The organism is Telluria sp. GW821-FHT07G12 (assembly GCF_059418525.1).
This window is the reverse complement of sequence record NZ_JBWKQA010000010.1, coordinates 39,170-51,608: the sequence shown is the minus strand read 5'-3', so window position 1 is coordinate 51,608 and position 12,439 is coordinate 39,170. Positions and strand designations below refer to the sequence as shown.

6 protein-coding genes are annotated in these 12,439 nt (G+C 65.7%); 2 read left to right on the top strand and 4 right to left on the bottom strand.

Translation table 11 applies throughout. The features are described 5' to 3' along the window. Both AC07PE_RS25765 and AC07PE_RS25760 read right to left on the bottom strand, forming a co-directional pair. Positions 1-5,283, bottom strand: coding sequence for a type I secretion C-terminal target domain-containing protein (locus AC07PE_RS25765; RefSeq protein WP_498769945.1), 5,283 nt, complete (start codon positions 5,281-5,283; stop codon positions 1-3). Positions 5,284-5,469: 186 nt separating this feature from the next. Beyond that, positions 5,470-6,924, bottom strand: coding sequence for a catalase (locus AC07PE_RS25760; RefSeq protein WP_498769943.1), 1,455 nt, complete (start codon positions 6,922-6,924; stop codon positions 5,470-5,472). 192 nt (positions 6,925-7,116) lie between these two features. Between AC07PE_RS25760 and AC07PE_RS25755 the strand changes: the two genes are divergently transcribed. Then, positions 7,117-8,511, top strand: coding sequence for an HD-GYP domain-containing protein (locus AC07PE_RS25755; RefSeq protein WP_498769941.1), 1,395 nt, complete (start codon positions 7,117-7,119; stop codon positions 8,509-8,511). Positions 8,512-8,579: 68 nt separating this feature from the next. Here AC07PE_RS25755 and AC07PE_RS25750 read toward each other — a convergent pair whose 3' ends face one another. Both AC07PE_RS25750 and AC07PE_RS25745 read right to left on the bottom strand, forming a co-directional pair. Then, complete coding sequence (locus AC07PE_RS25750) at positions 8,580-9,008, bottom strand: organic hydroperoxide resistance protein (protein ID WP_498769939.1); 429 nt, start codon at positions 9,006-9,008, stop codon at positions 8,580-8,582. Positions 9,009-9,243: 235 nt separating this feature from the next. Next, positions 9,244-10,110, bottom strand: coding sequence for a CAP domain-containing protein (locus tag AC07PE_RS25745; RefSeq protein WP_498769937.1), 867 nt, complete (start codon positions 10,108-10,110; stop codon positions 9,244-9,246). Between the two features lie 156 nt (positions 10,111-10,266). On the opposite strand from AC07PE_RS25745, the gene AC07PE_RS25740 reads away from it, so the two are divergent. Further along, complete coding sequence (locus AC07PE_RS25740) at positions 10,267-12,345, top strand: M13 family metallopeptidase (protein ID WP_498769935.1); 2,079 nt, start codon at positions 10,267-10,269, stop codon at positions 12,343-12,345. Positions 12,346-12,439 lie beyond the last annotated feature (94 nt).

Here is a 12,439-nt window from a genome sequence, read left to right as displayed (position 1 = left end):
TCAGGCGCCGTAGGGCGTGTACACGATCCCGCTGCTGCCGACCACCTCCGCCACCGTCTTCACGTTCTCCTCGCTCTCGCTGAAGAAAGCCAGTACCCAGTTCAGCGGCGCCTGCTTGTTGTCGAGGATGCCGAGCCAGTAGGCATAGCCGCCCGGATCGGGCTCGCGATGCAGGATGTTGTGGTACAGGCGGTTGACGATGTCGGCATTGCTGGCGGCGCTGCCGTACAAATCGATGAATTCCTGCGAATGCGCGAAGCCGTCGGCGACGTCGCGCAGCGAAGCGCCATGCTGCAGGCGGTCGATCCAGTAGCCGAGGCCGCCGAAGTCGGGATCGCGGTCGAAGGCGGCGCGGTACAGGCGGTAGGCCTGGGATTCGAGCGCGTCGGCCGGTACGTCGAGGGCCACTGCCTGGTCGGCGAAGCTCAGCTTTTCCACGCCCTGCAGGGTGTCCCTGCCGTCGCCGTTGCTGCGCTTGTCTTCCACGTGCCAGCCGCTGGCGTCGTGGGTGATTTTGTAGTTCTCGAACTTGCTGTCGTAGGTGGCGGTGTCCCTGCCGTCGCCGCCGATCAGCAAGTCGGTGCCGCCGCCGCCGTGCAGGATGTCGTCGCCGGCGCCGCCGTCGAGCTTGTCGTCGTTGGCGCTGCCGGTGAGCTTGTCGGTGGCGTCGCTGCCGGTGCTGACCACGCCGGGGATGACGGGAGGGGAAGGTGGGGTGACGACGACCGGTGGGGTGACCACGGGTGGCGGCGTGACGACCGGTGGGATCACGACAGGCGGCGTGACCACCGGGGGCGGCGTCGGCGTGGGATCCGGCGTCAGCGGCCCCCCATGCGGATCGATATGCTGGACGAAGTTGTCGGCCGTGAGTGTGGAGGCCTGGACGTCCTTCAGGATCAGCAGGACCTGGGGCAAGGCGCTGCCGGCGGCGCCGTCTGGATCGTATTCCAGCCAGGTGTCCTTGCCGACCTGGGTCAGGAGCAGAAGATGGCTGCCGCCAAAGGGGTTGTCGCCGGCCTTCAGTCCCGGCATGAAGCGCAGGTCGCCCAGCGCGATCTGGTCGCCGTTCGCGCCGGCCTGGAAGTCGGTCACGGTGTTCCACTTGCCATAGCTCTGGTAGCCATCCCCGAGATCGAAGATGTCGAGTCCCGCGCCGCCGGTCGCCATCACCGAATCGGTCGACACGTCGCCTCTGTTATTGAAGCGGAAGGTGTCCTTGCCGTCGCCGCCGAGCAGCGTGATCGCATGGCGCGTCGAGGCGAACTTGTCGCCGACTTCCAGCAGGTCGTCGCCCGCGCCGCCGTCCAGCGTCGCGTTGTCGTCGCGGGCGATAAGGTGGTCGTTGCCATTGCCGCCCAGCGCCAGGTCGTTGCCCAGAGTCGCGTCGATGTAGTCGTCGCCGTCGCCGCCCAGCAGGGTGTCGCTGCCGAAGTCGCCGTGGATGGTGTCGTTGCCGGGGCCACCGTCGATGCTGTCGTTGCCCAGGTCGCCCACGAGGGTGTCGTTGCCCTGGCCGCCAGAGATGGTGTCGTCGAGCGCGGTGCCGGCAAGGAGATCGCCGGCATCGGTGCCCGTGATGACCTGGCCCTTGGTTGGACCGGTCGACGGCCAGCCCATCGTGTTCTCGGCAGTCAGCTTGGTGCGGTCGACGTTCTTCAAAGTGACGATGTCCGAGAACGCGGCGCTGCCGGAAGGACCGTCGGGATCGTACTGCAGCACCGCGTCGGTGCCGCGCTGCACGAACTGGTAGTAGCCGCTCGTGAACGGCGAGGACCCCTTCCACAGGCTGGAGTCAAAGGCGCTCAGGCGGTCGCCGCCGGCGCCGGTCTCGAAGTCGGTGATCGTCAACGCCAGGCCCGGCACATTGACGGGAAGGGCGAAGAGGTCGCTGCCGGCGCCGCCGGACATGGTGATGCCGAACGCGGACGTCGACGGATAGTAGGCGCTGACGAGGATGAAATCGTCGCCGTCGCCGCCGTTCGCCACCACCTTGTCGCCCAGGCGCGGGCCGACGCCGATCTCGTCCCCGATGAAGATGCTGTCGCCGCCGGCGCCGCCGTTGAGGGTGTCGCTGCCGGCGTAGCTCGACAATTGATCGCCGCCGCCACCGCCGTCGAGGCTGTCGCTGCCCTTGCCGCCGTCCAGGGTGTCGGTACCCAGGCCGCCGCTGAGCGTATCGTCGAGGATGCCGCCGGTGAGCTTGTCCGCGCCATCGGTGCCGGTGAGCGTCATGCCGGCGCTGCTGCCGTTCGGGTTGTAGCCGCTCCAGAAGTTGCTCGGCGTGAGCTGGTCCTTGGCGACGCCCTTGATGACGAGGAGATCGACGAAGCCGAGCGCGCCTGCGCCGTCCGGATCGAACTCGATTACGCTGTCGTCGCCGCGCTGCACCAGCTGGGCCACGCTGCCCGGCGCGAACGGATTGCCGCTCACGTTCCGCGTCAGGAAGCCGAGGTCGACCAGGTCGCCGCCGGCGCCGGTCTGAAAGTCGGTGACCGTGACCGTGCTGTCGCGGGAGGCCGCGATGAATTCGTAGGTGTCGCTGTCGGCGCCGCCGCTGACCACGACGTCGAGGGGGTTGGTGCTGTCGAGCGAAAACGTGAAGGTATCGTGGCCGGCGCCGCCGCTCAGCTTGACCTCGTGGCGCGGCAGCTGGACCGGGGGATAGCCGCCTGGTGAGTTGGCCACGTTCACGTGGTCGTCGCCATCGCCGCCGTCGACCGTGTCGTAGCCGCCATACGTGAGCACCAGGTCGTTGCCGGCGCCGCCGGACAGCAGGTTGTGGCCACGGCTGCTCGAAAAGAGCTGGTCGGCGCCGTCACCACCGTCCAGCACATTGTCGCCGTTGAAGACGTTCAAGGTATCGTTGCCTGCGCCGCCCCACAAGCTATCGCTGCCGGCGCCTGGGTAGGCGGCGCCGGTGAGCTGGTCGTTGCCATCGTCGCCGAACAATTGGGAGTGGCCGCCCGAAACCTCGATCCAGTCATCGCCGCCATTGCCATGGATGAGGTCCGCGCCGGCGCCGCCCTTGATGGTGTCGTTGCCGCCGCCGCCGCTGATGGTGTCGTCGAGCAGGCTGCCGTAAAGTCGATCGGCCTGGTCGGTGCCGGTGATCGTCAGGCCGGTCGAGGCGCCGTCCGGACGGAAGCCCAGCGGGAAGTTGTCGGCCGTGAGGCTGGCGGGCGCGAGATTCTTCAGCACCGCGACCGTGACCCAGTCCGTTGGGCCGGCCTTGCCGTCCTGGTCGAACTGCAGCAGGGTATCCGTGCCGCTGGCCGTCAGGCGCAGGTAGCCGGCGCTGCCGAAGGGATTGCCGGTGGGCGGGGTCGTCAGCAGGGTGCTCACGTCCAGTACGTCGCCGCCCGCGCCGGCCGCGAAGTCCAGGATGGTCAGCGCAACCGACTTCAGGGTCGTGGCATCGAGCAGGTAGGTGTCGCGGCCGGCGCCGCCGGTAGCGTCGACCGTGATCTTGCCCCCGCTATAGCCGGACACGGAAATAATGTCATCGCCATCGCCGGCATCGGCCACGACGTGGCGGTCGCCGGCCCAGCTGTCCAGCTGGACGTTGACTGTGTCCTTGCCGGCGCCGCCGGACAGCAGGTCGTTGCCGTTGCCGCCGTAGAGCGTGTCGTCGCCGTCGCCGCCATCGAGGATGTTGTCGCCGTGGTCGTAGGGAAGGTATTTATTTGCCGGTGTGGCGCTGACGACGTCGAGCACGTCGTTGCCGGCGCCGCCGTGCAGGGCGTTGGCGCCGGCCCTGTCGTAGAGGCGGTCGTCGCCGGCGCCGCCGTCCAGCGTGTCATTGCCTTCGTCGCCGTTCAGAACGTCGTTGCCGCCACCGCCGTCCAGGATGTCGTTGCCGCTACCGCCGCCCAGCGTGTCCGCGCCCAGGCCGCCGTGGATGGTGTCGTCCCCGGTCCCGCCGGACACCAGGTCGCCGGCGCCCGGCACCGTTTCGTCGCCGCCGTCGATCAGGTCATTGCCGGCGCTGCCGTCGATGACGTCGCTGCCGTCGCCGCCCTGGATGGTGTCGCCGAACAGGCCGCCGGTGATGGTGTCCGGCCCGGCGGTTCCGGTCAAGGTCAAACCAAGGCCCTTGCCGCTGATGTCGAAGCCGCCGACGAAGGCGCTGGGCGTCAGGGAGGCGAGGTCGACGTTCTTGAGCGTGACGAGCGAGGCCAGCTGGTAGCCGGTGTCGACGGAGCCGTCGGCATCGTAGCTGATCACGACGTCGCTGCCGGTTTGCGTCGCCTTCAGGTAGCCGGCGTCGAAGGGATTGTCTTTCAGGTTGCTCGGTAACAGCGCCACCAGGTCGATCTTGTCGCCGAGCGCCGCGGAAAAGTCGGTGATGGTGATGTCGCTCTTGCCGGGCAATCCATTGAACCGGAACAGGTCGGCGCCATTGCCGCCGCTGGCGCTGATGGCAGCGCCGGGGTTGATCATGAAGTTAAGGACGTCGTTGCCGTCCGCGCCGGACACGCTGATCGCATGCACCGCGGCGCCGCGATAGTACTGGCCGACGCTGATGACATCGTCGCCGGCGCCGCCGAGCAGCGTGTCCGCGCCGTAGCCGTCGGCGGAAAGCTGGTCGTTGCCGGCGCCGCCATCGAGCAGGCTGGCATGGCTGTCCATGGTGGTCAGCGTGTCGTTGCCTTCGCCTCCGAGCAGGACGTTGTCGCCGCCCTGGTCGAACAGGAAGTCGTTATCGAGGCCGCCCGACAGGGTATCGTTGCCCCTCCCGGCGAACAGATGGTCGCTGCCGGCGCCGCCATCGAGCGAATCGTTGCCGCCCTGGCCGTCGATGTCGTCATTGCCGCCCATGCCGGCGATGGTGTCGTCCAGCAGGCTGCCGTTCAGGATGTCGCCGTTCTCCGTCCCCGTCAGCCTGACGGCAACCGGGCTGAGCGCGCTAACGAAGCTGATCATGCTCGAGATCGAATCCGGCAGCGAAAAGCTGTTGCCGGCCATGTCGTTCACCTGCGCGCCGATCATCCAGATCATGTAGTAGGTCCCGTATTCGAGATGCTGGGACAGGTGCAGGGTCAGCGTATTACCGGAAATGGTGATCTCCGGGCTGGCGTTCACGATGCCTGAAAAGACCGTGTGCTGGCTCGCGTCGGTCAAGGCAAGGCGGCCATCGCCGGCCTTGATGGGTTCGTTGAACGTGAAGACAAGGTCGCCGTCGATGGCTTGGCCATTGATGGGCTTGGCGATCAGGACTGGTGGGGAGGTATCGGCCGTATCGGCGCCGCCGCCGGACATCGTGCCGTTCTGAAGAGTGGTCATCCCGGTTTCATTGTAGTTTTTATATGAACGATACTATGGATGAGCTCCTTTGTTGAGTCCAGAAAAAATTGAATGAAATGAATGGCTTAGTCGTGATTTTTGGTGAGAATTTCCTTCCAGAAATGAGGAAGCCGGGCGATGTCGGCGCCCGGCTCTTTGCTTGTCGCTGCTGTTGGTTCTGGCGCGTCAGGCCTTGTTGGCCAACGCGTAAATCGCCTCCGCCACCCCATTCCCATACGCCGGATCGGCGCGCAGGAAATGCCCGATCTGGCGGTCCTGGGTTGCCGCGTCGGCCTGGCTGAGCGCCCCGGCGATGTTGGCGATCAGGTTGCGCTTGCCTTCCTCGCTCAGCAGGCGGAACAGGTTGCCGGCCTGGGTGTAATGGTCATCCGTGGCGCGGGTGTCGTAGCGGCCCGCGGCGCCTTCGAGCTGCCAGCCGGCGTCGCCGTGGCCGAAGCCGCCGGCTGCCGGGACGCCTTCACGAACCGGATCGTAGTTGCTCGCCGCGCCGCCGTTGGCGATCGCCATCGCGCCGTCGCGCTGCTGGTTGTGGAAGGGGCAGCGCGGACGGTTCACCGGCAGGTGCTGGTGGTTGGTGCCGACGCGGTAGAGCTGGGCGTCGTGGTAGGCGAACAGGCGCGCCTGCAGCATCTTGTCCGGGCTGTAGCCCATGCCGGGGACGATGTTCGACGGCGACAGCGCGGCCTGTTCGACGTCGGCGTGGTAGTTGTCCGGGTTGCGGTTCAGCTCCAGGATGCCGACCTTGATGCGCGGGAAATCTCCCTGCGGCCAGACCTTGGTCAGGTCGAACGCGTCCCAGCCGGTTTTCGCTTCCCAGGCGGCGCGCTGTTCGTCGTCCATCACCTGGATCTCGACGCTCCAGCACGGGTAATCACCCTTGGCGATGGCATTGAACAGGTCGCGCTGGGCGTAGTCCGGATCCGCGCCGGCCAGGCGCACGGCGTCAAGCGCCGGCAGGTTCTTGATGCCCTGCAGGGTCTTGAAGTGCCACTTGACCCAGACGCGCTGGCCGTCGGCGTTGATCAGGCTGTAGGTGTGGCTGCCGAAGCCGTCCATGTGGCGGTAGCCGTCCGGGGTGCCGCGGTCCGAGAACAGGATGGTTACCTGGTGCAGGCTTTCCGGCGCACGGCTCCAGAAGTCCCACATCATCTGCGCGGATTTCAGGTTGGTCTGCGGATCGCGCTTCTGGGTGTGGATGAAGTCCGGGAACTTGATGCCGTCTTTCAGGAAGAAGGTCGGGGTGTTGTTGCCGACCAGGTCCCAGTTGCCTTCCTCGGTATAGAAGCGCAATGCGAAGCCGCGCGGATCGCGCTCGGTGTCGGCCGAGCCCTTCTCGCCGCCGACGGTGGAGAAGCGCAGGAAGGTTTCGGTCTGCTTGCCGACTTCGCCGAACAGCTTCGCCTTGGTGTACTTGCTGATGTCGTGGGTGACGGTGAAGGTGCCGTAGGCGCCCGAACCCTTGGCGTGGACCACGCGCTCGGGGATGCGCTCGCGGTTGAAATGCTGGAGCTTTTCGATCAGGTGAAAGTCCTGCAGCAGGACCGGGCCGCGCGGGCCGGCGGTGATCGAGTTCTGGTTGTCGGTGACGGGAATGCCGGCGGCGGTGGTGAGATCGGTCATGGCAGCTTTCTTCTTTGAAGTAAGGCTATCGATTTTCAATTTTCGATAGGATTTATGTGAGCGAGTCCATGGTAAGTCCGGGGCGGCATTTGTGCAAACTATCAATTTATATGGAGGCTATAGAAAAAATAAATGTAGATCCGGCTTGCCTATCAAAGTAGGCTATTGCTTGGAATCATCAAATTTTTCACCATGAACAAGCTATCGAGCACCATGAAAGCCGAAATTCTCCCCGCTGCAGAGCTGAAACTGTCGGAATTGATCGCTTCTCTCAGCTACGCCCTCGATATCACCGAGGGCCAGCCGCCCGGCCATTGCGTGCGCGCATGCTGGATCGGCATGCACATAGGCCGCCAGTTCGGCCTGCCGCCGGAGCAGTTGTGGGAGCTTTACTACACCCTGCTGCTGAAAGACCTCGGCTGCAGCAGCAATGCCGCCCGCATCTGCGAGCTCTATTTAACCGACGACCTGGATTTCAAGCGTGACTACAAGATCGTCGGCGACAGCCTGCCGCAAGTGCTGGGCTTCGTGCTCAAGCACACCGGCTTGAAGGCCGGGCTGGCGGAGCGCTTCCGCAGCGTGATGACGATCCTGCGCGACGGTCCCGAGATCGCGCGCGAGCTGGTCGCGACCCGCTGCCAGCGCGGCGCCGACATTGCGCGTCTGCTGCGCTTTCCGGAAGCGGTGGCCGAAGGGATTTATTCGCTGGACGAGCATTTCAACGGCAATGGCAAGCCGGCGCGGCTGGCGGGAGAGGCGATTCCCCTGTACGCGCGCATCGGCCTGCTGGCGCAGGTGATCGACGTCTTCCATACCGAAAGCGGCCGCGCGGGCGCGCTGAAGGAAGCCCGAGCGCGTATGGGCCAATGGTTCGACCCGGCCCTGGTGCAGGCCTTCGAGCAGGTGGCGCAGTCGGACGCCTTCTGGACCGTGCTGGCAAGCGAAGACATCGACGCGGCAGTGACGGCGCTGCTGCCGGCCGGGGCAGGGCGCCAGCTTGCGCTCGACGACGACTACCTCGACGACATCGCCACCGCCTTCGGCCAGGTGGTCGACGCCAAGAGCCCCTACACCAGCGGCCATAGCGCGCGGGTGGCGCTGTACACCGACATGATCGGCGAGTCGCTGGGGTTGTCGATGGACCGGCGGCGCTGGCTCAAGCGCGGTGCGCTGCTGCACGACGTCGGCAAGCTGGGCGTGAGCAACAGCGTGCTGGACAAGGCGGGAGCGCTCGACCGCGCCGAGTGGGACGCCGTCAAGCTGCACGCCGAGTTTACCGAAACCATCCTGGGCCGAATCGGCGCCTTCCGCGAGCTGGCGGCGATCGCCGGCGCGCACCACGAGCGCCTGGACGGCAGCGGCTATCCGCGCGGCCTGGCGGCGGAGGAAATCCGGATCGAGACGCGCATCATCACGACAGCGGACATCTTCGATGCAATCACCGCCACACGGCCTTACCGCGGCGCGATTCCGATCCCGCAGGCGCTGGAGATGATGAGGAAAACGGTGGGGACGGCACTCGATCCGGACTGTTACGACGCCCTGGTGCGGGCGGTGGAGCGGGTGCCTTTTCCTGAGGCTGCCTGAGCAAGCCCTTGCAGCCGGCCGGCAGCGGCCCGGGAGGAGGAGGGGACTCCCGGGCCGCGCGGCAGGTCTTACACGAGGGTCAGGGTGACGTCGATGTTGCCGCGGGTCGCGTTCGAGTAAGGGCAGACGCCGTGGGCGGCTTCGATCAGGTCCTGTGCAGCGGCGCGGTCCATGCCCGGCAGGCTGACTGCCAGTTCCACGGCCAGGCCGAAACCGGCCGGGATCGGGCCGATCGAGACGCTGGCGTCGATGGCGGCGTCGGCCGGCACGGCGATTTTCTTCTGGCCGGCGACGAATTTCATCGCGCCCATGAAGCAGGCCGAGTAGCCGGCAGCGAACAGCTGTTCCGGGTTGGTCGCGTCACCCTTGCCGCCCATTTCCTTCGGCGGTGCCAGGCGCACGTCCAGCAGGCCGTCGTCGGTGGTGGAACGGCCGTCGCGGCCGCCGATGGTGTGCGCTTTTGCGGTGTACAGGACTTTGTCGAGCTTGGTGGTCATCGCGTTACCCTTTCGTGGTTGAGTCGGTTAAATGTTGTGTCTGCTTTGATGGGATGAATCATAGCGCGAAATTAAATAGCGCGCTATTTAATTATTCCGATGAGGCCGATAGATGAAAATAATAACAAGCTTTTTTAGAGCGTCTTACAAAGCCCCAGGGCAAGGCGCACCGTCGAAGACAGTACTTTAGTACGGCGAGACGGTGCAACGCCGCCATGGGGTTTTGTTAGGCGCTCTACGGGCGGCCGAACATCTGGGTCCAGTAGGGGGTACGGTTCTCATTGGCCGGATTGACCGCGTAAGCCGCGCCCATCTCCGTAAAGGCCGGATTCATGATGTTGGCGCAGTGGCCGGGGCTGCCCAGCCAGTCGTTTACCGCCTGCGCCACCGAATGCTGGCCGGAGGCGATGTTCTCGCCGATGCGGCTCCAGCGGTAGCCGGATCGGGTGGCGCGCTCGGCCGGGTCGCTGCCGCCGGGCTCCTTGTGGCTGTGGTAGCGCTTGGTCGCCATGTCCTCGCTGTGGCCTAGCGCGGCCTGGGCCAGGTTCTCGTTCCAGGTCAGGGGCGGCGCCGCGCTGAAGGCTTGATCGCCGCAGCTGCGCGGCGCGGCGCGCGCTTCGTTGACGCGGGCCAGCAGTTCCTGGCTCAGCTGGGCCGGATCGGGCAGGGCGGGGAAGACCAGCGGGTGGGCCAGGATCACCTGCCACTCGTTGCCGCGGCGCGCCGTGCCGACCGCCGAGAAGTCGCCGCTCAGGATGCGGCCGCAGAATTTATCGCGGATGACCGCCATCGCCGCCGGCGCATCTTCCGGCCCCGTCACCGAGATCATCTCGGCGAGATCGGCGGGATAGCCGGCCTTCTTCAGCGCCGGTTCCAGAAAGGTGCCGGCGCCGATGCGCAGCCTGGCCAGCACCGCCTCCTTCGTCAGCGGCGCGGCGGGGCGGGCGGCGCGGCCCGCGCAGCTGCCGGGCGCGCTGCGGTAGGCGTTGATCAGGTCGGCGAGTTCGTCACCCTCGCGTGCGAAGACGGGCGGCGTGGCCGCGGCGGCGCAGGCGAGCGCAGCGGCAAGTAATGGCGGAAGTGCGCGATGGAATGCGGGCATGCAGCCGATGATGGGGCCGGCAGCCGCGATGTCAAGCGGGGCCGTCCTGAATGCAACACATGCATACGCAAAAACCATGGTGAAACCTTGGCATGGGGCAAAGATTAAATTAGGATCAAAGGTCCGATTTATCCGATTCACCATGGAGACACACCAATGAAGCGTACCCTGTGCAGCGCCCTGATCGCGGGCCTGTTCGCCGGCTTTGCCCACGCCGGCGCACCCGCCGCCAACCCGGCAACGGACGCACCTTCCGCCACGAGCGCAGCAGCAGCCCATGCCCGCTCCGGCGTCGACGCCGGCGCGCTGGACGCCGCGGTACGCCCGCAGGACGATTTCTTCCGCTACTCGCAAGGCAAGTGGCTGAAGGACGTCGACATCCCGAACGACCGCTCCAGCTGGGGCGCGTTCAACATCGCCGCCGATGGCGTCGAGACCCAGATCCGCACCCTGATCGAGCAGGCTTCCCAGGACAAGCATGCGAAGGCCGGCTCGGACACCCAGAAGATGGGCGATTTCTACGCCAGCTACATCGACGAAGCGCGCCGCAACCAGCTCGGCCTGGCCCCGCTCAAGAGCGAACTGGCCAGCATCGATGCACTGAAGGACAAGAAGGCGCTGGCCAAGGTGGCTGCGCGCTTCGAGCGCATCGGCGCCGGCTCGCCGGTCAACATGGGCGTCCACCAGGACAACAAGGATTCGACCCGCTACATCGTCGACATCTCGCAGTCCGGCCTCGGCATGCCCAACCGCGATTTTTATCTGCAGGACGAAGCGCGCCTGAAGGATACCCGCGCCAAGTACCTGGCCCACATCGAGAAGATGCTGACCCTGGCCGGCCACAAGGACGCCGCCGCTGAAGCGCAGGCCATCCTGGCGCTGGAAACCGAGATCGCCAAGGCGCAGTGGAGCGCCGTCGAGAACCGCGATCCGGTCAAGGGCTACAACAAGATGAAGGCGGCCGATCTGGCCAAGCTGGCGCCGGGCTTCGACTGGGCCACCTACCTGAAGGACTGCGGCGTTGCGGCCAAGGCCAAGGAAGTGATCGTCAGCCAGCCGTCCTACCTGCAGGGCCTGGACAAGATCATCGCCGCGACCCCGGTCGACACCTGGAAATCCTACTTCGCCTTCCGCCTGATCAGCGCCTACGCGCCTTACCTGTCGCAGCCTTTCGTCGACGAGAGCTTCGCCTTCCGCGGCGGTGTGCTGAGCGGCGCCAAGGTGAACCGCCCGCTGGACAAGCGCGCGATCGCCGAAGTCAACCGCGACCTGGGCGAAGTGGTGGGCAAGGTCTACGTGAAGAACTATTTCCCGGCCGAGCGCAAGAAGCAGGTCGAGGAGATGGTCCACAACTTCCTGCTGGCCTATAAAGAGCGCATCGAGACCCTGGACTGGATGAGCCCCGAGACCAAGAAGCAGGCCCAGGCCAAGCTGGCGAAGATTTCGGTGAAGGTCGGCTATCCGGACAAGTGGCGCGATTACTCCTCGCTGACCGTCAAGCGTGACGACCTGGTCGGCAACGTGATGCGCTCGCGCGAGTTCGGCCACATGTACGGCGTGAACAAGCTGGGCCAGCCGGTCGACCGCGGCGAGTGGCACATGACCCCGCAGACCGTGAACGCGTACTACAGCCCGGAGATGAACGAAGTCGTGTTCCCGGCCGCGCGCCTGCAGTCCCCGCTGTACGATGCGGACGCCGAACCGGCGATCAACTACGGCGCGGTCGGCATCTCGATCGGCCATGAGATCAGCCACGCCTTCGACGACCAGGGCTCGCAGTACGACGGCGACGGCAACCTGCGCAACTGGTGGACCAAGGAAGACGGCGAGAAGTTCGCGGCCAAGGGCAAGGTGCTGGTCAAGCAGTACGAAGGCTACAGCCCGGTGGACGGCTATCACCTGAACGGCGAGCTGACCCTGGGCGAGAACATCGCCGACAACGCCGGCGCCATCATGGCCAGCCGCGCCTACAAGATCTCGCTGAAGGGCAAGCCGGCGCCGGTCATCGACGGCTACACCGCCGAGCAGCGCATCTTCATGGGCCTGGCGCAGGCGCGCCGCGGCAAGGCCCGCGACGCGGCGCTGATCGCGCAAGTGAAATCGGATCCGCACTCGCCGGCCGAGTTCCGCGTGAACGGCAGCCTGCGCAACCACCCGGGTTATTACGAAGCCTTCGACGTCAAGCCGGGCGACAAGATGTACCTGGCGCCGGAAGACCGCGTCATCTTCTGGTAAGCGTGTTTTAGCCAGTAAAAAAGCCAGCCCACGGGCTGGCTTTTTTATTAAATGACTTTATAGGATAAAAAAGAAAATATGCTTATATTTCAGT

Excerpts from the sequence above, each read along its gene's own strand:
- AC07PE_RS25765 (WP_498769945.1), bottom strand. The coding sequence starts at position 5,283 with ATGACCACTCTTCAGAACGGCACGATGTCCGGCGGCGGCGCCGATACG.
- AC07PE_RS25760 (WP_498769943.1), bottom strand. The coding sequence starts at position 6,924 with ATGACCGATCTCACCACCGCCGCCGGCATTCCCGTCACCGACAACCAG.
- AC07PE_RS25755 (WP_498769941.1), top strand. The coding sequence starts at position 7,117 with ATGAACAAGCTATCGAGCACCATGAAAGCCGAAATTCTCCCCGCTGCA.
- AC07PE_RS25750 (WP_498769939.1), bottom strand. The coding sequence starts at position 9,008 with ATGACCACCAAGCTCGACAAAGTCCTGTACACCGCAAAAGCGCACACC.
- AC07PE_RS25745 (WP_498769937.1), bottom strand. The coding sequence starts at position 10,110 with ATGCCCGCATTCCATCGCGCACTTCCGCCATTACTTGCCGCTGCGCTC.
- AC07PE_RS25740 (WP_498769935.1), top strand. The coding sequence starts at position 10,267 with ATGAAGCGTACCCTGTGCAGCGCCCTGATCGCGGGCCTGTTCGCCGGC.